Genomic DNA, 20,620 nt, shown 5'->3' on the forward strand with positions numbered 1-20,620 from the left:
TTTATAATTCCTTACATTGCACTTTGTGTGCGTAATAGTCGTGATTCTATTTCTTTTATCTCAACTTCTGAAATATCAGGCAGTTTAGTTAACTGAGCATAAAGCTGCGCTAACGGCCGCTGGCTATTTACAGTCATCGCTATATTTACATTATCACCATCTGGCATGTGATCCATAGTCATTGAACTAATTTGGAATCCACGATGACGGGTGACACGCAATATACGCTCTAAAACCTCAGGGCGGAAACGGGCTTGTATGGCAATTTGATGTTGCATCATAACGGTTTCTCCATCATTTTTTCATTGCTCGCCCCTGGAGGAACCAACGGCCAGACGTTTTCTAATTCGTTTATTGATACCTGCAAGATGAAAGCACCTTCGCTATTGAGTAACTCATCTAATGCAGAATCAACCTCAGATTTGGTGGTAATACGGCGCCCAGGAATGTCAAATGCTCGTGCCAAAGCAACAAAATCAGGGTTATCAGTCAAAATAGTTTCACTATAACGTTGCTCAAAAAATAGCTCTTGCCATTGGCGAACCATACCTAAGCGTTGGTTATCTAACAGTAAAATTTTAACTGGTAATTTTTTACGCTTGATTGTGCCAAGTTCTTGCACATTCATCATGAAGGAACCATCACCAGAAACACAAATGACTGTATCCTCAGGGCGTGCAACTTGAGCACCTATGGCGGCTGGAATACCAAAACCCATCGTTCCCAAGCCACTCGACGTTATAAAATTTTCTGGTGATGCCACCGAGATATGTTGAGCTGACCACATTTGATGCTGACCAACATCGGTAGTCACAACCGTGTTAGCATCAATACGATCAGATAATTGTTTTAATAACAAAGGAGCATAAATTGCTTCACCTGGATGATCATATCGCCAGTTAAAATCATGCTTTAGCTGCTGTATTTCTTGCTGCCATGATGAAATATCTTTTTCCATCATCAATGCGGGTAACAACATTTTCGCATCGCCTAATAGCCCCACATGAGCTTGGCGTAGTTTATCCAGTTCGACATGGTCAATATCAATATGGATAACTTTTGCGTTAGGGGCGAATGTGTTCAACTTACCCGTCACACGATCATCAAAACGAGCACCAACAGCGATCAATAAATCACAACGCTGTACTGCTAGGTTTGCAGCTTTAGTACCATGCATACCTAACATTCCAAGATAATGAGGTTCTGATGGCTCAACTGCACCAAGCCCTTTAAGCGTCACGACAGAAGGTATGCCAGTCTGCGCGATAAAATGCCTTAGCTCATCAACAGCCCCTGACATTCCCACACCACCACCAATGTATAACATTGGTTTATGAGACAACGTTAGCAACTCTCTAGCTTGATTAATCGCATCTCTCTGTATTGGTAAATCAGATTCTACAGGCATGAAAAAAGGGGCTAAATCTGCTTTCTGTAGCTGAATATCTTTCGGAATATCAATCAGTACAGGTCCCGGACGACCACTATTTGCGATTGCGAAAGCTTCAGCAACAATGCGAGGTAAATCGTCAATACTCTCCACTAAAAAGCTATGTTTGGTACAAGCAAGCGACAATCCCAATACATCTATTTCTTGGAAAGCATCAGTGCCAATAAACTCAGAACTCACTTGTCCCGTAATAGCCACAACAGGTACAGAATCTAACAAGGCATCAGCTAAACCCGTGATCAAGTTTGTTGCGCCCGGACCAGAGGTGGCGATACACACCCCAGTTTTTGATGTTGACCGCGCATAACCAATCGCAGCAATGACCGCACCTTGCTCATGACGACATAACAAATGCTCAACACCACCGTCATACAACGCATCATAAACTGGCATGATCGCCCCACCAGGGTAACCAAAAACAGTATCAACTCCCTGCGTTCGCAATGCTTGAACTAACCATTGTGCCCCATTCATGTCGCTCTCCTGTCCTTAACTTAGTTATCTATTTGTATTTATTCTGTTTTTTTAGATTTAATGATGTTGGCAAACTTAGTGTCAAAAAAAACCCCGCGCCTTTCGGTGCGGGGTTCTCGTAAGATCTGGCTACTAATTTAGCCTTCGTCGTCCAAGTGCAGCCCCGCACGGTGGGATAATAATCACCACCACGCTAATAATAATTAGGCTAATCACTCGGAAGAATGTGTTCATGAATATCTATTTTCACTATTATTGTTCATTGTCTATATTTAAGAGTTATCATTTTAAAATTATTTTGACAACTTTTATTTTGTTTTTTTATTATCAAAATATATATTTCATTATAAATCATGCAGATAGAATAAAAACAGAGTAATCCACTGCGGTTTTGCTAAAAAAACAGTAAATACAATTATAAATGGCCGAATAATTAGCCCAATACTCCACCTAAAAAAAATAATATTGCTGATAATAATTATAATTCCCACGTTATTCAGTTACCGCTGTTTGCAATATTCATATCAAGTTCTTGTCTCTAACAAAATTTTAATATTAAGATTAAACATTAAGTTACGTGCGACATCGCAAAAAACAGATGCAAACAAGCTGCCTTACATATTAGTTTTCGAGCGTTTTCGTACACTTCAAAAGTTCAGTTGTAGCTTCTTCCCTAAGAACAGAATATTAGTCTGTTTATGTAAAGGGAGGGAATATGACATTAGCGATTGTTTATACGAGAGCATCAATTGGTATGGATGCACCACTTGTTACCGTTGAAGCACATATCAGTAATGGGCTTCCCGGTTTGACACTTGTCGGTTTACCCGAAATTGCCGTCAAAGAAGCAAGAGACAGGGTTCGTAGTGCTTTAATAAATAGCGGCTTCGAGTATCCCGCAAAAAAGATAACCATAAACTTAGCACCTGCAGATTTACCCAAAGAAGGTGGCCGATATGATCTCGCTATTGCGATCGCAATATTAGCGTCTTCTGGACAAATACCAACAAAAACAATTCATTACTTTGAATTTATTGGGGAGCTTGCCCTATCTGGCTATATTAGATATGCCAATGGAGCCATTCCCGCTGCCCTAGCAGCATTAAAGCAAAAAAGACAATTAATACTTTCACTAGAAAGCCAACATGAACTCAATTTATTACCCGACAATAGTGTAAAACTAACCCAAACGTTATTAGAACTTTGCCATTTTTTGCATGAAAAAGGGACATTACCCAGTAATATTTATCCAACAGGTGCACCAACAGCACCTGATTATGAACACAATATCAATGATATTATTGGTCAAGAACAAGGGAAAAGAGCACTAGAAATTAGTGCAAGTGGAGGACACAACTTATTACTTTTAGGCCCACCGGGGACAGGTAAAACCATGCTAGCGAGTCGATTGCAAACTCTGTTACCCTCTCTAACACCACAAGAAGCCTTAGAAGTGGCTGCGCTACGTAGTTTATGTCATTTATCAAATCACAATCAGGTGTGGCCTGAAAGGCCATTTAGAACACCACACCATAGTGCTTCAATGGTCGCTTTAATCGGTGGAGGTAGTCTGCCAAAGCCGGGAGAAATATCGCTCGCCCACAATGGTATTTTATTTCTTGATGAATTACCTGAGTTTAGCCGCTCTGTACTCGACGCATTACGTGAACCCCTTGAAGCAAGGCAAATCGTGATTTCTAGAGCTAAAGCCAAGGTTTGTTTCCCAGCAAATTTTCAACTTGTAGCAGCATTGAATCCAAGCCCAACCGGCCACTATCAAGGAGAGAACAGCCGTAGCTCACCCGCGAAAATATTACGTTATCTTTCCCGTATTTCAGGCCCTTTCCTTGACCGATTTGATCTTTCGATTGATATTCCCTTACTGCCACTAGGCTCACTTAGTAGCCAAAAATATCAAAGTGAAAACAGTGAACTCATACGAGCACGTGTCATTAGCGCAAGAAATAGGCAACTAGAAAGAAGCGGAAAGCTCAATAGCCAATTAACAGGCAGAGAAACAACAAAGCTCTGCCAACTCTCCCCTAAAGATGCCCTTTTTTTAGAAAGTGCACTAAATAAACTGGGGCTATCAATACGAGCGTGGCACAGAGTATTGAGGGTCGCACAAACTCTTGCAGATATGCAAAATACACCACAGATAGATAAACAGCATCTTCTTGAGGCACTAAGCTACCGAGCAATGGATAAGTTATTGCTTCATTTACAAAAACAAGTAAGCTGAGCACAGCAGAAGTGACAAAATAGTGGTGTTACTAACAATGGATAAAACCTGACATAAAATGCCATCAGAGCCTTTGTAGCTAAGATAGCGTATTAGCAATCTGTCAAGATAACGCACTTAAAACACATAAGTATATACTACTAACACGAACGATCATTGCCAATAACACTTAAATTTAAAATATGGCAACTATAAATTAAGGGGCCGCAGCCCCTCTAAATATGTTGATGATATTAATCATCCGTGTCTGTATAGTCTTCTGAGGGGTCAATCTGAGGTTTACCGCCAGAAAGAGTATGAAAGCGTTTAGGACGATTTATACGGCTAGAATATTTCGCCCACACTTTTTCTTCGGGAGTTGCTGGTTCACGTTCACCGCGACAAACAGCGACGAAAAGCTTTTCTTCGTCAGTTTGTGCAGCGCGCTTACCTGAATCAAGCTCATTAAAAGCTTGTCCATAGCGTTCGAGCAATTGAGCTTCCTTGATGGTGAAATCACCATGACGAGAAAAGCCACGTGGGTAATGTTTATTATCAAAAAAACGATTAGTCGTGATGAAGCTTTCTGCCATCTGACACACTCCTAACTTATTACTGTCAACTCGTTATGGCGCGGAGTATTAGACAGCATTGACAATCTGTAAAACAAAACATTTAAATCATCACGACAAAAATTATTGGAGATGTATGTGGATACTGAGTTATTGAAAACTTTTTTGGAAGTCAGTAGAACCAGACACTTCGGCCGAGCCGCAGAATCACTCTATTTAACACAATCTGCTGTTAGCTTTCGCATAAGACAGCTAGAGACGCAGCTTGGTACTAATCTATTTACTCGACACCGTAATAATATTCGACTCACCGCCGCTGGAGAGCGTTTAGTTCCTTATGCTGAGTCTTTAATGAACACATGGCTACAGGCGAAAAAAGAAATATCGCACGCATCCCAACATACAGAGCTATCAATAGGCGCCACCTCGTCATTGTGGGAAGGCTATTTAACAGATTGGATGCAATCTTTATATGAGCAACATGATGAACTTCGCCTTGAAGCTAGAGTTTCAACCCGCCAATCCTTAGTAAAGCAGCTACACTCTAGAGAATTAGATTTATTAATAGCTACTGAACCACCAAAAATGGATGAATTTGAAAGCACAATTATTGGCTCAATAGAACTACAACTCATGGCTTCTCAAAAGAATATTGCGTTAACAAATTATAATTTTATTAAACTTGAATGGAGTGCGGACTTTCATCCCAAAAATGAGCCTATGCTTACTCCTGATGATACGCCTGTTATGATAACGACATCTGCACATATTGCCCGCCAATTACTGTCTGTATCACTTTCTGCCGCGTTTTTACCCGCACATTGGAGTACCCAATACCCTGGACTAAAAACGCTCTCAGAGGCCGTTATTACAAAGCCCATTTACGCGGTATGGCTACAAAGAAATGATCAGCAGGCACTAATTAACCAATTAATAAAAACGCCTATTCAAAATGCTCAACTCAGCGCCCCCATTTAAAATATCCGTTCGCTGAACTTGAACGCTCAATAAATCCTATTGAGCGTTTTTATTTATCAGTTCTATGTGTAATAAATAATTTTAAAGGTACAACTAACTCATTTGAAATGCCCATGAAGCGATCAGTGAATAATTACTGATTGGAGCAATACTAGAATTGGGAAAATAGGAAGGAAAGAAATAGAAAAACTAACAGAAAACTAGCCAAAAAAAGAAAAACCCGATTAAAATAATCGGGTTATCAATAAGATACTTCTTTTATTTTTACTTAATTGGTAACTGGCAGGGGCGGAGAGGCTCGAACTCCCAACACCCGGTTTTGGAGACCGGTGCTCTACCAATTGAACTACGCCCCTAAATTAAGTGGCGGAACGGACGGGACTCGAACCCGCGACCCCCTGCGTGACAGGCAGGTATTCTAACCAACTGAACTACCGCTCCACTTATTCTTTTACCTTTCGGCTGCTTATCACATTGCAATAAGTCTTTAATTTAATGTCTGGCAGTTCCCTACTCTCACATGGGGAGACCCCACACTACCATCGGCGCTACGGCGTTTCACTGCTGAGTTCGGCATGGGGTCAGGTGGGACCACCGCGCTATTGCCGCCAGACAAATTCTGTTTCGTTCCCGTTTGCAGTTATCTCAACGCAAACCAGAACCTCAATCTCAAACAAGCTGCGTGTCCTTCACCTTTCGGCTTCTCACTACTCAAAAACAACTCAATCTCTCTAAAACACCTTCGGTGTTGTCAGGTTAAGCCTCACGGTTCATTAGTACTGGTTAGCTCAACGTATCGCTACGCTTACACACCCAGCCTATCAACGTCTTAGTCTTAAACGTTCCTTTAGGACCCTTAAAGAGTCAGGGAAGACTCATCTCAAGGCAAGTTTCCCGCTTAGATGCTTTCAGCGGTTATCTCTTCCGCACTTAGCTACCGGGCAATGCCATTGGCATGACAACCCGAACACCAGTGGTGCGTCCACTCCGGTCCTCTCGTACTAGGAGCAGCCCCTTTCAATCTTCCAACGCCCACGGCAGATAGGGACCGAACTGTCTCACGACGTTCTAAACCCAGCTCGCGTACCACTTTAAATGGCGAACAGCCATACCCTTGGGACCTACTTCAGCCCCAGGATGTGATGAGCCGACATCGAGGTGCCAAACACCGCCGTCGATATGAACTCTTGGGCGGTATCAGCCTGTTATCCCCGGAGTACCTTTTATCCGTTGAGCGATGGCCCTTCCATTCAGAACCACCGGATCACTAAGACCTACTTTCGTACCTGCTCGAGCCGTCACTCTCGCAGTCAAGCTGGCTTATGCCTTTGCACTAACCGCATGATGTCCGACCATGCTTAGCCAACCTTCGTGCTCCTCCGTTACTCTTTGGGAGGAGACCGCCCCAGTCAAACTACCCACCAGACACTGTCCGCACCCCGGATCACGGGGCAACGTTAGAACATCAAACATTAAAGGGTGGTATTTCAAGGTTGGCTCCATGCAGACTGGCGTCCACACTTCAAAGCCTCCCACCTATCCTACACATCAAGGCTCAATGTTCAGTGTCAAGCTATAGTAAAGGTTCACGGGGTCTTTCCGTCTTGCCGCGGGTACACTGCATCTTCACAGCGAGTTCAATTTCACTGAGTCTCGGGTGGAGACAGCCTGGCCATCATTACGCCATTCGTGCAGGTCGGAACTTACCCGACAAGGAATTTCGCTACCTTAGGACCGTTATAGTTACGGCCGCCGTTTACTGGGGCTTCGATCAAGAGCTTCTCCTTACGGATAACCCCATCAATTAACCTTCCAGCACCGGGCAGGCGTCACACCGTATACGTCCACTTTCGTGTTTGCACAGTGCTGTGTTTTTAATAAACAGTTGCAGCCAGCTGGTATCTGCGACTGGCTTCAGCTCCATGGGTAAACCACTTCACCTAGCGCCAGCGTGCCTTCTCCCGAAGTTACGGCACCATTTTGCCTAGTTCCTTCACCCGAGTTCTCTCAAGCGCCTGAGTATTCTCTACCTGACCACCTGTGTCGGTTTGGGGTACGATTAATGATAATCTAGAGCTTAGAGGCTTTTCCTGGAAGCGGGGCATGAGCTACTTCATCACCGTAGTGACTCGTCATCAGACCTCAGCATGTAGTGAACCGGATTTGCCTAATTCACCTGCCTACATCCTTAAACCGGGACAACCGTCGCCCGGATAGCCTAGCCTTCTCCGTCCCCCCATCGCAATTATCACCAGTACAGGAATATTAACCTGTTTCCCATCGACTACGCATTTCTGCCTCGCCTTAGGGGTCGACTCACCCTGCCCCGATTAACGTTGGACAGGAACCCTTGGTCTTCCGGCGTGCGGGTTTTTCACCCGCATTATCGTTACTTATGTCAGCATTCGCACTTCTGATACCTCCAGCATGCCTCACAGCACACCTTCGCAGGCTTACAGAACGCTCCCCTACCCAACAACATCTAAATGTCGCTGCCGCAGCTTCGGTGCATGGTTTAGCCCCGTTACATCTTCCGCGCAGGCCGACTCGACCAGTGAGCTATTACGCTTTCTTTAAATGATGGCTGCTTCTAAGCCAACATCCTGGCTGTCTGAGCCTTCCCACTTCGTTTCCCACTTAACCATGACTTTGGGACCTTAGCTGGCGGTCTGGGTTGTTTCCCTCTTCACGACGAACGTTAGCACCCGCCGTGTGTCTCCCGTGATAACATTCTTCGGTATTCGTAGTTTGCATCGAGTTGGTAAGTCGGGATGACCCCCTAGTCGAAACAGTGCTCTACCCCCGAAGATGAGTTCACGAGGCGCTACCTAAATAGCTTTCGGGGAGAACCAGCTATCTCCCGGTTTGATTGGCCTTTCACCCCCAGCCACAAGTCATCCGCTAATTTTTCAACATTAGTCGGTTCGGTCCTCCAGTTAGTGTTACCCAACCTTCAACCTGCCCATGGCTAGATCACCGGGTTTCGGGTCTATACCCTGCAACTCATTCGCCCAGTTAAGACTCGGTTTCCCTACGGCTCCCCTATACGGTTAACCTTGCTACAGAATATAAGTCGCTGACCCATTATACAAAAGGTACGCAGTCACACCCGAAGGTGCTCCCACTGCTTGTACGTACACGGTTTCAGGTTCTATTTCACTCCCCTCGCCGGGGTTCTTTTCGCCTTTCCCTCACGGTACTGGTTCACTATCGGTCAATCAGGAGTATTTAGCCTTGGAGGATGGTCCCCCCATATTCAGACAGGATAACACGTGTCCCGCCCTACTCGTCGAGTTCACAACACCAACACCTTCGGATACGGGGCTATCACCCTTTACTGCCGGACTTTCCAGACCGTTCTCCTGATGCTGATGCTGATTAAGACTCTGGGCTGCTCCCCGTTCGCTCGCCGCTACTAGGGGAATCTCGGTTGATTTCTTTTCCTCGGGGTACTGAGATGTTTCAGTTCCCCCGGTTCGCTTCGTTTGACTATGTATTCATCAAACGATAGTGCAACGAATTGCACTGGGTTTCCCCATTCGGAAATCGTCGGGTATAACGGTTCATATCACCTTACCGACGCTTATCGCAGATTAGCACGTCCTTCATCGCCTCTGATTGCCTAGGCATCCACCGTGTACGCTTAGTCGCTTAACCTCACAACCCGAAGGTGTCTTTTTTGTCAGTCGACATGAAACCCGACGGTTTCTGTCTGTTGACGACATCTTCAAGTTGAGATTTTTGAGAGACTCTCACATTGTTTAAGGGATAAACAATGTGCGTTGTTTTCAATTTTCAGCTTGTTCCAGATTGTTAAAGAGCATAATTGTTAAACCCACTACACTGTAATGGGCTTAATCATTATTGGGGTATCGCCTTTCACTCGATGACCGGCGCATTGGCGTCCCCTAGGGGATTCGAACCCCTGTTACCGCCGTGAAAGGGCGGTGTCCTAGGCCTCTAGACGAAGGGGACATCAGTCTCTGCTTCGCAGACGCGCTTGCTGCTCTACTTTCTATCAGACAATCTGTGTGAACACTTCACAAAAACACTTCAATGGTAAGGAGGTGATCCAACCGCAGGTTCCCCTACGGTTACCTTGTTACGACTTCACCCCAGTCATGAATCACAAAGTGGTAAGCGCCCTCCCGAAGGTTAAGCTACCTACTTCTTTTGCAACCCACTCCCATGGTGTGACGGGCGGTGTGTACAAGGCCCGGGAACGTATTCACCGTAGCATTCTGATCTACGATTACTAGCGATTCCGACTTCATGGAGTCGAGTTGCAGACTCCAATCCGGACTACGACGTACTTTATGAGTTCCGCTTGCTCTCGCGAGGTCGCTTCTCTTTGTATACGCCATTGTAGCACGTGTGTAGCCCTACTCGTAAGGGCCATGATGACTTGACGTCATCCCCACCTTCCTCCGGTTTATCACCGGCAGTCTCCTTTGAGTTCCCGACCGAATCGCTGGCAACAAAGGATAAGGGTTGCGCTCGTTGCGGGACTTAACCCAACATTTCACAACACGAGCTGACGACAGCCATGCAGCACCTGTCTCAGAGTTCCCGAAGGCACCAAAGCATCTCTGCTAAGTTCTCTGGATGTCAAGAGTAGGTAAGGTTCTTCGCGTTGCATCGAATTAAACCACATGCTCCACCGCTTGTGCGGGCCCCCGTCAATTCATTTGAGTTTTAACCTTGCGGCCGTACTCCCCAGGCGGTCGATTTAACGCGTTAGCTCCGGAAGCCACGCCTCAAGGGCACAACCTCCAAATCGACATCGTTTACAGCGTGGACTACCAGGGTATCTAATCCTGTTTGCTCCCCACGCTTTCGCACCTGAGCGTCAGTCTTTGTCCAGGGGGCCGCCTTCGCCACCGGTATTCCTCCACATCTCTACGCATTTCACCGCTACACATGGAATTCTACCCCCCTCTACAAGACTCTAGCTGACCAGTCTTAGATGCCATTCCCAGGTTAAGCCCGGGGATTTCACATCTAACTTAATCAACCGCCTGCGTGCGCTTTACGCCCAGTAATTCCGATTAACGCTTGCACCCTCCGTATTACCGCGGCTGCTGGCACGGAGTTAGCCGGTGCTTCTTCTGTCGGTAACGTCAATCGTTGATGATATTAGCATCAACGCCTTCCTCCCGACTGAAAGTACTTTACAACCCTAGGGCCTTCTTCATACACGCGGCATGGCTGCATCAGGCTTGCGCCCATTGTGCAATATTCCCCACTGCTGCCTCCCGTAGGAGTCTGGGCCGTGTCTCAGTCCCAGTGTGGCTGATCATCCTCTCAGACCAGCTAGGGATCGTCGCCTAGGTGAGCCATTACCCCACCTACTAGCTAATCCCATATGGGTTCATCCGATAGCGCAAGGACCGAAGTTCCCCTGCTTTGCTCCTAAGAGATTATGCGGTATTAGCCACCGTTTCCAGTAGTTATCCCCCTCTATCGGGCAGATCCCCATACATTACTCACCCGTCCGCCGCTCGTCAGCGGGAAGCAAGCTTCCCCTGTTACCGCTCGACTTGCATGTGTTAGGCCTGCCGCCAGCGTTCAATCTGAGCCATGATCAAACTCTTCAATTAAAAGTGTTTGATGCTCAAAGAATGTTTTACTGTCGCCTGATTTCCGAAGAAACCAGATTACCTATTAGTTCATATGTATATGAATTAACGTGTTAGTCACTCTTCAAGACTTTAAAATCAAATATTTTTTTGATAGTGTCTTGTGAGTGCCCACACAGATTGTCTGATAAATTGTTAAAGAGCGTTGCGACTTTATCTTTCGATATTAACCGTTTAGGTTGTTGTCGCGAGGTGTCGTATACTACGTTTTTCTATCAGAAAGTCAAGTAATTATTTTTAACTTTTTCTTTCTTTTTCACCTCTGTCATCACTAGGTTTCTTTTCTAACCTTACCACCGGAGCGGTTTGTCGTGACAACGGATGCGCATTATAGGGAGTCAGAAAATTCTGGCAACCCTTTTTTTGAAAAAAATAACTGTTTGAAGATAAAATCATCATTATGCTTTTTTTTCTAGCATAATGAGTACAAAACAAGCTAATAAAAAGTATCTTCAATATTTCTCACATTGAGTGATCCTACACCTTTATTTAACAAATACGTGGTACGATCTGTCCACTTCATTAAAAACAATGGCATTACTATGAACAAACATTTGAGATCTTATCTAGGTATTTACCCAACAACGGGTTCTAGTGTGTTTATCGACCCTTCTTCTGTAGTCATCGGGGATGTACGGATCTCTGATGACGTTAGCATTTGGCCATTATCGGTATTACGCGGTGATGTAAACTATATTCAAATCGGTGCCAGAACCAATATACAAGATGGCTCAGTCCTTCATGTTACGCATAAATCACAAAATAACCCCGAAGGAAATCCACTCATTATTGGTGAAGATGTCACTGTTGGCCATAAAGTTATGCTACATGGCTGCACTATAGGCGATCGTGTGTTAATTGGTATGGGCTCGATTATCTTAGATGGCGCAACTATTGGAAGTGATGTTGTTATAGGTGCTAATAGTTTAGTCACTCAAGGTAAAACTCTAGAAAGTGGCTACCTATATGTAGGCAGCCCAGCAAAAGCGGCACGTAAACTCACAAAGGATGAATTAGAACATTTACGCTACTCAGCTAATAATTATGTTCAGTGGAAGAATGATTATCTTTCTTCTGGTAGCGAATAAACGCTATCAACTCCATGGCCTTGAGCAATCAAGGCTTCAAACTCTTCTTCTATATCCCAACGGTTATTTTGAAACAAACTTATCGGTTGAGCATTGTGCCCATAACGGCGATACAGCAGCGCATCAGATATCACACATTCAGCTAGCATCCCATTAACCATTACAGGAAAACGTACAACCTTAGCTGTATCATCCCATTCCTCTCGATCTGGAAACTGTATTGCCTGATTCACTTTCTTTGTTCCTTTTGTAATGCTAAAAGGACTGGCTCTATTTCGGGAAGGATACCGTGCCATAATTTAAAAGCAAAAGCGGCCTGCCCAACTAACATGCCCAAACCATCAGCCAGCCTATTTACTTGATGTGCACTTGCAAAAGCTAAAAATGGTGTTAGCGAGCGCTGATAGAACAGGTCATAGCAAGCAACATGTGTTGAAAATACACTTGGATGAACCGCAGGGATGTCACCATTGACACCCGAAGAGGTCGCATTGATGATCAGATCAAAATCAGCAGATCTGATCTGATCGATCTGCACTCCTTTTATGCTGCCAAAACTTATAAATTGTTTAACTAATTCTTCTACCTTAGAAAAAGTTCGATTTGTTAGCGTAATTTGACAGCCATATTCCAAAAGAGGTAATAGAGCCCCTCTTGTTGCACCACCAGCCCCTATGATCAATATGCGGCTATTGCGACTAATAAAATTGAGTCGTTCCAAATCTAATAGTAATCCAACACCATCGGTATTATCGCCTAATAGCCGATCACCATCGAGTTTCATTACTGTATTTACAGCACCACATGATTGCGCTCTATCCGTCAATTCCGAAACCATTTGGTAAGCTCTTTCTTTGAAAGGAAGCGTTACATTAGCCCCTTTTCCTCCCATTGAAAAAAAATCAGACAGTGCCTGCTCAAAACCCGTTAATGGCGCCAATACTCGCTCATATTTCAGCGGGATCCCTACCTGTTCCGCAAACATTTGGTGAATAATTGGTGATTTACTGTGTTCTATTGGATGACCAAAAACCGCATATAACCCCATAAAATACATTATCCTTTACGATATAATTGCCCAGTTTTAGCATCCCGAATTTCTGAAGGATTTAAGCGCCCGCCAACTACGCCATCAAGTACAGGAATACTTCCTTGAAACTGTTCAATAACTTCACTAGTTGTTCTACAAGGCTCTTGCCCACTTAAATTAGCACTCGTCGATACTAGCGGCTTACCATATTGCTGACAAAGTAATTTAACTAAATTATGATCTGTAACCCTTACCGCTAATGTATCAAAACGTCCTGTTAACCATTTTGGCGTTGATTCTTTTGCGGGGATCACCCATGTAACGGGCCCTGGCCAGCTATCAAGCATGACTTGTTTTTGTTTATCTGTCAGTTGGCTATCATCAACATAGTTTTTTAGTTGTTCATAACTATCTGCGATGAGGATCAACCCTTTTTCCCAAGAGCGTTGTTTTAACTCAAGTAGTTTATTAACTGCTTTTTCACTATCAGGATCACAACCTAGCCCAAAAACCGCTTCAGTTGGATAAGCAATCACTTCTTCTTGATTAAGGAAAGCGATAATATTTTCAATTGCAGGTGTAGCTTTAGTTTGCATATTTTTAACTCATCATTATTCTTTTTGTGGTTTACCACAACGTTTACTTGCACAACACAATCTTACTCCTTGAGTCCCCTTTTTTTCCATAAGTAATGGATAATGACAAAATTCACACTCACCAGCGATAGGTTTATTGTTAATAATAAACTGGCAAGTCGGATAGCTGTCACATGCATAAAAAGTCTTTCCAAACCTAGACTTACGTTGTAAAAGGTGCCCTGTATTGCACTGAGGGCAAGATACTTTTGTTTCGTCAGGTTTATCAATAAGTTCTATATGCTCACATTCAGGGTAATTACTACAGCCAATAAACATACCAAATCGGCCTTGCTTCAAAACCAAATCGTGCCCACATTGAGGACACGCCTGTCCTTCTAAAACCTTGATAATAGGGTTTTCTGTGGAAGGACGCATAGGTTTAATATAATGGCACTGAGGATATGTGGAACAGGCAAAAAAAGGCCCATGTGTGCCATTACGGATCACGAGCGGTGCACCGCACTCAGGACAAACTTCATTTTTTTCTGTTGCAAAAGGCAATTGATTCGACATGACTCTCTCTTAGACAACTAACTCAATTTGATATATCCACCAGCGACAGAAGCAATTACACCTTCTATTTCTAATTCAGTCAAAATAGAAGCAACCTCTGCGATTGATTTTTGCATACGCTCCGCAACCACATCTATAGATGTCGGTTGATATTCAAGTACGCTTAATACCTCGCATTCTACTTGATTAAACTTAACACTCATTTTTTCTTCAGATAATGGCTCTAATGGTAACCAATTTAAACCAATATCAATGTGATGTTTAATATCTTCAGGAGCAGTTAATGGATATGCTCCTTGCTGTAATAGCCAATGATTACCACTAAAAGCAGGATGGCCTAACGGAGCTGGTATCGTAAAAAGATCTCTATTTTGCTCAATGGCGTAACGTGCTGTAATGAGAGAACCGCTTTTCAACCCAGCTTCGATAACAACTGTTGCTTTACATAAGCCACTAATAATACGATTTCGCCGCGGAAATTGCTTGGCTAATGGCGGCGCATCAGGAAAATATTCTGAGATTAAAACCCCATTTTCCTTTATTTGTTCAGCTAGAGCAGTATGCTGTTTAGGATAAATATTCGCTAGTCCACTACCTAAAACCGCTAGCGTATTGCCATTTGAATCAAGAGCAGCTCGGTGACTAATAGCATCAATACCAAAAGCAAGTCCACTGGTAATCGCCAATTTGTAACTAACAAATGCACTTGCAAACTTCTCAGCCCATTTGCGCCCGTACTCACTTGTTTGTCGGCTACCAACTATTGCTATTTGGGCTAACGTCATCAATTCACAGCGCCCAATTGTAAAAAGCACTAACGGCGGGCTCGCGATTTGGGCTAGAAGAAATGGATATAAGCCACTACTAAAAGTAATCAATTGATTTTCTTCTTTCTCTAACCACTTTCGTGCTTGAGTTATCTTTACTGATGGGAAATGTATGAACTGTAGACTTTGCAGCTCACTCAACCCACACCGCTGCAAGGTAGCTATATTTATATTACCCAATAGTATGAGTTCAGTAATAATTTTTGATGCACTACTCGGCGAAAGCCGACTGACCTGAGACATCCTTAACCAAATTTCTTGGGTTTCCATAGTATCTCCCTGACTTTATGGCAAATATGTTCATCAGTGAACAATTCATAACCAATACTGTCAATATGGCCAAGAAATGTCTAGAATAGGCATTAATTCCTATTAACTTTTTGGACGCTGCTCGAAAAACTTATGTCAGTATTAAATGTATTACATTATCCAGACGAACGCTTACGCACAATCGCTAAGCCAGTAGAAATAGTTAATGCCGAAATTCAACGTATTATCGATGATATGTTCGAAACGATGTACGAAGAAGAAGGTATTGGTCTTGCTGCGACCCAAGTAAACATCCACCAGCGTATTATCGTTATTGATGTTTCTGAGACTCGCGATCAGCGCCTCGTACTTATTAACCCTGAATTATTAGATAAATCAGGTGAAACAGGTATTGAAGAAGGTTGCCTCTCTATACCAGAACAACACGGCTTCGTTCCACGAGCAGAAAACGTTAAAGTACGTGCTCTTGACTATAACGGAGAAGTATTTGAACTTGAAGCAGATGGCTTACTCGCAATTTGTATTCAACATGAAATGGATCATCTTGTTGGTAAATTGTTTGTTGATTATCTATCTCCATTAAAACGTCAGCGTATTCGCCAAAAGGTTGAAAAGCTGGATAGAATGAGAGCAAAAGAAGCAAAAACGGCTAACTAACAGATTTCATACAGGGAAATAACAGTGTCAGAATCGCTAAAAATTATCTTTGCAGGCACGCCTGAATTTGCTGCTGGCCATTTGGCTGCTTTACTTAAAACTCATCATCAAGTTGTCGGCGTTCTAACTCCCCCAGATAAGCCTGCGGGGCGAGGAAAAAAATTGACGCCTAGCCCAGTAAAAATATTAGCGGAAGAACATCAAATACCCGTTTTTCAGCCAACCACATTGAAAAAGGAAGAAAATCATCAATGGATTAAAGAGCATGATGCTGATTTGATGATTGTTGTCGCTTATGGTTTTATTTTACCAAAAGCGGTGTTAGACATTCCTCGCCTCGGCTGCCTGAATGTTCACGGCTCTTTACTCCCTCGTTGGCGAGGTGCGGCACCAATTCAACGTTCCATTTGGGCTGGTGATGCAGAAAGTGGCGTAACCATTATGCAAATGGATGAAGGGCTAGATACAGGTGACATGCTTTATAAAGCAAAATGTCCAATTATGCCTGAAGATACTAGTGCAACACTTTATGACAAATTGGCTGTTATCGGCCCTGAAGCATTGATAGCTACTTTAGATCTTATTTCTAAACATCAATGTGCACCAGAAAAACAAGACGACTCACTGGCAAATTACGCAGAAAAACTGTCGAAAGAAGAAGCTAAAATTGACTGGAAATTATCAGCAGAACAAATTGAGCGTTGTATTAGAGCCTTTAACCCCTGGCCAATGAGCTATTTTACGATCCAAGAACAACTGATCAAAGTTTGGAACGCTGAAGTCATTGCTAGAGAGCATAATGAAAAACCAGGTACCATCATTAGCGCTGATAAAAATGGCATATGCATAGCGACTGCCAATGGGCTGCTAAATATCACTCAATTGCAGCCTCCAGGTAAAAAAGCAATGAGCGCCCAAGATTTGCTCAACTCTCGCCGTGAATGGTTCGTACCGGGCCAGCAAATTAATTAAAACACCAATAAATTTGCCTGATACTATAATTAGGCAAATTTATTTTAGTGACTAATGAATTCATCCTCACTTATGAAAAATACATATAACTTGCGTAGTATCGCAGCGGTAGCCATCGGCCAAGTCATCGATGGTGGACAATCTCTTAGCGCGGTATTACCTGAATTACAAAAAAATATAAATGATAAAGATAAACCTCTATTACAAGAGATTTGCTTTGGTGTACTACGCTATTTACCTAAGTTGGAATGGTTCGTCAGTCAACTAATGGAAAAACCATTAACAGGTAAACAAAGAACATTGCATTACCTGATTATGGTTGGGATCTATCAACTACTCTATACTCGTATCCCTGCTCACGCAGCACTAGCAGAAACGGTGAATGGCGCTGTTGCACTCAAACGTCCCCAATTAAAAGGCTTAGTCAACGGGGTACTCAGATCATTTCAAAGACAACAAGCTCAACTCGAAGAACGTAGTACAGGCAATGCTAGCCAATATCTTCATCCTAGTTGGCTATTAAAACGTCTACAAAGCGCATACCCACAAGACTGGCAATCTATTGTGGAAGCAAATAATTTGCGTCCTCCTATGTGGTTAAGAGTTAACTCACAACATCATAATGCTAAGCAATACCAAGAATTATTAGCGAATGAAGGAATTAATGCTGAGCTACACCCATTACATCCTTCTGCAATAAGATTAGCTGAACCCATATCAGTAACAAAGTTACCTGGCTTTGAAGATGGTTGGTCAACAGTACAAGACGTTTCAGCCCAAGGCTGCGCTGAATTACTTGACCCCCAAAATGGTGATTCTATTCTTGATCTATGTGCAGCACCCGGCGGTAAAACAACACATATATTAGAGCTCGCCCCTAAAGCCCATGTACTAGCAGTCGACATTGATGAACATCGTCTTAAACGGGTAAAAGAAAATCTGTTACGACTCAAACAGCAAGCAGCTGTAGTCCAAGGCGATGGTACGAAACCTGAGCAATGGGCAGATGCACAACTGTTTGATCGCATTCTGCTTGATGCACCGTGTTCAGCGACAGGTGTAATACGCCGCCACCCTGATATCAAATGGCTAAGGCGTGATTCTGATATTAACGAATTAACTACGCTTCAGTCTCAAATACTTGAATCAATTTGGCCTTACTTAAAAGTTGGTGGAACACTTGTTTATGCAACATGCTCAGTGATGCCAGAAGAAAATAGCCTTCAAGTAAAAAACTTTTTAGCAAAACATCCTGAAGCTATACTCAACGATGGAACCGAAGCAGGTTTACAAATACTACCAAGTGCAGCAGGCGGTGATGGCTTTTTTTATGCACGTTTAGTAAAACAAGCCATTTAACTATATGAACTTTGTCTGAGATAGGAATAATCAATGAAAATCATTATCTTAGGTGCTGGACAAGTTGGCGGTACGCTTGCTGAAAATCTAGTCGATGAAAACAATGATATTACTGTCGTTGACACCAATGCCGATCGTTTACGCCAATTACAAGATCAATTTGATCTACGCGTCGTTAATGGGCATGGTTCCCACCCTCGCGTACTTCGTGATGCAGGTGCGGAAGATGCAGATATGTTAGTTGCCGTTACTAACTCTGACGAAACTAACATGATCGCATGCCAAATAGCATACAGCCTTTTCAATACCCCCAATAAAATCGCACGGATCAGGGCTACCGAATATATTCGTGAAGCGGATAAACTGTTTTTACCAGAACAGATCCCTATTGATTATTTGATATCCCCTGAACAATTAGTCATTGATTATATCTATAAACTTATTCAGTACCCTGGTGCGTTACAGGTTGTTAATTTTGCTGAAGGTAAGGTAAGCATCGTTGCTGTTAAAGCCTATTATGGTGGCTCATTAGTGGGTAACGCGCTCTCTAGTTTACGTGAGCATATGCCACATATTGATGCCAGAGTAGTTGCTATATTTCGCCAAGATCGCCCAATCCGCCCTCAAGGTTCCACTATCATAGAAGCAGGCGATGAAGTATTTTTCGTTGCATCTACACAACATATTCGAGCGGTCATGAGTGAGCTGCAACGACTAGAAAAACCCTATAAACGGCTTATGATTGTAGGTGGAGGAAATGTTGGCGCTGGTTTAGCCAAACGGCTTGAAAAAGATTATAGCGTGAAATTAATCGAACGAAACCAGCAAAGAGCTACAGAGCTCGCCGAACTGCTACACGATACTATTGTTTTTTATGGTGATGCATCAGACCAAGAATTGCTAACTGAAGAACACATTGAACAGATGGATGTGTTTATCGCGTTGACCAATGATGATGAAGCTAACATTATGTCAGCTATGCTAGCAAAAAAAATGGGAGCCAAAAAAGCAATGGTGCTCATTCAACGCACTGCTTACGTTGAGTTGGTACAAGGTGGTGTTATTGATATTGCGGTTTCACCACAACAAGCAACAATATCCGCCCTTTTAGGACACGTTCGCAAAGCTGATATTGTCAGTGTGTCTTCATTAAGAAGAGGTGTAGCAGAAGCCATCGAAGCTATTGCTCACGGTGACGAAAATACATCTAAAGTTGTTGGAAAGAAAATTTCCGAAATAAAACTCCCTCCAGGAACTATTATTGGAGCATTAGTTCGGGAAGATGAAGTTATTATTGCTAGTGACTACCATATTATTGAACAAGGTGATCATGTAATCATGTTTATCACTGATAAAAAATACGTTCCTGATGTAGAAAAACTATTTCAGCCAAGTCCTTTCTTTTTATAAATTACAAAATAAAAAGCATGTTCTATTTGTAGCTTAATTGATCTAGATACTATAATTTATTAACTAAATATTTATTTTTTAGCAAAGTATTTTTACTTAGGGGGGTCAAATGAGTTTTTTAAAAGAGTTTCGTGAATTTGCAATGAAGGGCAATGTTGTCGATATGGCTGTCGGTATCATTATTGGTGCGGCATTCGGTAAAATCGTCTCATCATTAGTTGCAGATATTATTATGCCACCACTTGGTTTATTAATTGGTGGGGTCGACTTTAAACAATTTAGTGTCATATTAAGGGCCGCAGAAGGTGATATACCGGCAGTTGTCCTTAATTATGGTATGTTTATACAAACTGTATTTGACTTTGTAATTGTCGCTTTTGCTATTTTTATGGCAATTAAAGTTATGAATAAAGTTCGTCGCGAAAAAGAAGCTGCGCCAGAAGCTCCACCTGCTCCAACTAAAGAAGAAGTATTGCTCTCTGAAATTCGTGATTTATTGAAAGAACAAAATAAAAAGTAATA

At 42.9% G+C, this 20,620-nt stretch carries 17 protein-coding genes, 3 tRNA genes and 3 rRNA genes; 8 read left to right on the top strand and 15 right to left on the bottom strand.

The annotated features are described in order from the left end of the window. Positions 1–11 precede the first annotated feature (11 nt). The 3 genes from ilvM to ilvL form a co-directional block, all read right to left on the bottom strand. Positions 12–281 carry an acetolactate synthase 2 small subunit gene (gene ilvM, locus JI723_RS18815; protein ID WP_070928539.1) on the bottom strand — a complete coding sequence of 90 codons (270 nt, stop codon included), beginning with the start codon at positions 279–281 and terminating at the stop codon, positions 12–14. After that, complete coding sequence (ilvG, locus tag JI723_RS18820) at positions 278–1,924, bottom strand: acetolactate synthase 2 catalytic subunit (protein ID WP_319068963.1); 1,647 nt, start codon at positions 1,922–1,924, stop codon at positions 278–280. Before ilvG ends, ilvM begins: the two co-directional genes overlap by 4 nt. A 132-nt stretch (positions 1,925–2,056) precedes the next feature. Further along, on the bottom strand, positions 2,057–2,158 hold the full coding sequence (gene ilvL, locus JI723_RS18825) for an ilv operon leader peptide (RefSeq protein ID WP_081335957.1): 102 nt from the start codon (positions 2,156–2,158) through the stop codon (positions 2,057–2,059). 481 nt (positions 2,159–2,639) lie between these two features. Between ilvL and JI723_RS18830 the strand changes: the two genes are divergently transcribed. Then, entirely contained in the window at positions 2,640–4,166 is a 1,527-nt protein-coding gene (locus tag JI723_RS18830) for a YifB family Mg chelatase-like AAA ATPase (protein WP_319068959.1), read from the top strand. 233 nt (positions 4,167–4,399) lie between these two features. Here the strand turns inward: JI723_RS18830 and JI723_RS18835 are convergent, their stop codons facing one another. Beyond that, positions 4,400–4,738 carry a MaoP family protein gene (locus JI723_RS18835; RefSeq protein ID WP_070928533.1) on the bottom strand — a complete coding sequence of 113 codons (339 nt, stop codon included), beginning with the start codon at positions 4,736–4,738 and terminating at the stop codon, positions 4,400–4,402. A 111-nt stretch (positions 4,739–4,849) separates the two neighbouring features. On the opposite strand from JI723_RS18835, the gene hdfR reads away from it, so the two are divergent. Further along, on the top strand, positions 4,850–5,695 hold the full coding sequence (gene hdfR, locus JI723_RS18840; RefSeq protein ID WP_319068957.1) for an HTH-type transcriptional regulator HdfR: 846 nt from the start codon (positions 4,850–4,852) through the stop codon (positions 5,693–5,695). A 280-nt stretch (positions 5,696–5,975) separates the two neighbouring features. Here the strand turns inward: hdfR and JI723_RS18845 are convergent. The 6 genes from JI723_RS18845 to JI723_RS18870 form a co-directional block, all read right to left on the bottom strand. Next, positions 5,976–6,051, bottom strand: a tRNA-Trp gene (locus JI723_RS18845). 8 nt (positions 6,052–6,059) lie between these two features. Beyond that, a tRNA-Asp gene (locus JI723_RS18850) sits at positions 6,060–6,136 on the bottom strand. 56 nt (positions 6,137–6,192) lie between these two features. Continuing rightward, positions 6,193–6,308: ribosomal RNA gene (gene rrf / locus JI723_RS18855) — 5S ribosomal RNA — on the bottom strand. A 139-nt stretch (positions 6,309–6,447) separates the two neighbouring features. Further along, positions 6,448–9,352, bottom strand: a 23S ribosomal RNA gene (locus JI723_RS18860). 242 nt (positions 9,353–9,594) lie between these two features. Then, a tRNA-Glu gene (locus tag JI723_RS18865) sits at positions 9,595–9,670 on the bottom strand. Positions 9,671–9,755: 85 nt separating this feature from the next. Beyond that, positions 9,756–11,295, bottom strand: a 16S ribosomal RNA gene (locus tag JI723_RS18870). The 16S, 23S and 5S rRNA genes sit together here with 3 tRNA genes alongside, the layout of an rRNA operon. Before the next feature lie 581 nt (positions 11,296–11,876). Here JI723_RS18870 and JI723_RS18875 point away from each other — a divergent pair. Then, positions 11,877–12,422 (top strand): gamma carbonic anhydrase family protein, encoded by a 546-nt coding sequence (locus JI723_RS18875; RefSeq protein ID WP_272581374.1) that lies wholly within the window; start codon positions 11,877–11,879, stop codon positions 12,420–12,422. Here the strand turns inward: JI723_RS18875 and JI723_RS18880 are convergent. Genes JI723_RS18880 through dprA form a run of 5 tightly spaced genes read right to left on the bottom strand, consistent with a single transcriptional unit; the run spans position 12,398 to position 15,700 of the window. Next, positions 12,398–12,655 (bottom strand): DUF1488 family protein, encoded by a 258-nt coding sequence (locus JI723_RS18880; protein ID WP_272581375.1) that lies wholly within the window; start codon positions 12,653–12,655, stop codon positions 12,398–12,400. The two genes, JI723_RS18875 and JI723_RS18880, sit on opposite strands and share 25 nt — an antisense overlap. Beyond that, positions 12,652–13,470, bottom strand: coding sequence for a shikimate dehydrogenase (gene aroE, locus JI723_RS18885; RefSeq protein ID WP_272581376.1), 819 nt, complete (start codon positions 13,468–13,470; stop codon positions 12,652–12,654). The genes JI723_RS18880 and aroE overlap by 4 nt, the downstream gene beginning before the upstream one ends. Before the next feature lie 8 nt (positions 13,471–13,478). Continuing rightward, positions 13,479–14,048, bottom strand: coding sequence for an L-threonylcarbamoyladenylate synthase type 1 TsaC (gene tsaC / locus JI723_RS18890; protein ID WP_272581377.1), 570 nt, complete (start codon positions 14,046–14,048; stop codon positions 13,479–13,481). 15 nt (positions 14,049–14,063) lie between these two features. Further along, positions 14,064–14,603 (bottom strand): DNA topoisomerase family protein, encoded by a 540-nt coding sequence (locus tag JI723_RS18895; RefSeq protein ID WP_272581378.1) that lies wholly within the window; start codon positions 14,601–14,603, stop codon positions 14,064–14,066. 17 nt (positions 14,604–14,620) lie between these two features. Continuing rightward, entirely contained in the window at positions 14,621–15,700 is a 1,080-nt protein-coding gene (gene dprA, locus JI723_RS18900; RefSeq protein WP_319069207.1) for a DNA-processing protein DprA, read from the bottom strand. A gap of 132 nt (positions 15,701–15,832) precedes the next feature. Between dprA and def the strand changes: the two genes are divergently transcribed. The 5 genes from def to mscL all read left to right on the top strand — a co-directional run bounded on the left by def (position 15,833) and on the right by mscL (position 20,618). Beyond that, positions 15,833–16,357: a peptide deformylase gene (gene def, locus JI723_RS18905; protein WP_070928780.1), complete on the top strand. Its 525-nt coding sequence runs from the start codon at positions 15,833–15,835 to the stop codon at positions 16,355–16,357. Between the two features lie 24 nt (positions 16,358–16,381). After that, on the top strand, positions 16,382–17,329 hold the full coding sequence (gene fmt / locus JI723_RS18910) for a methionyl-tRNA formyltransferase (RefSeq protein WP_272581379.1): 948 nt from the start codon (positions 16,382–16,384) through the stop codon (positions 17,327–17,329). Positions 17,330–17,401: 72 nt separating this feature from the next. Beyond that, on the top strand, positions 17,402–18,688 hold the full coding sequence (rsmB, locus tag JI723_RS18915) for a 16S rRNA (cytosine(967)-C(5))-methyltransferase RsmB (RefSeq protein ID WP_283126825.1): 1,287 nt from the start codon (positions 17,402–17,404) through the stop codon (positions 18,686–18,688). 33 nt (positions 18,689–18,721) lie between these two features. Beyond that, entirely contained in the window at positions 18,722–20,098 is a 1,377-nt protein-coding gene (trkA, locus tag JI723_RS18920) for a Trk system potassium transporter TrkA (RefSeq protein WP_070928783.1), read from the top strand. A gap of 109 nt (positions 20,099–20,207) precedes the next feature. Beyond that, complete coding sequence (gene mscL / locus JI723_RS18925) at positions 20,208–20,618, top strand: large-conductance mechanosensitive channel protein MscL (protein WP_070928784.1); 411 nt, start codon at positions 20,208–20,210, stop codon at positions 20,616–20,618. Positions 20,619–20,620 lie beyond the last annotated feature (2 nt).

This window comes from Providencia manganoxydans, from assembly GCF_016618195.1.
Lineage (GTDB): Bacteria > Pseudomonadota > Gammaproteobacteria > Enterobacterales > Enterobacteriaceae > Providencia > Providencia manganoxydans.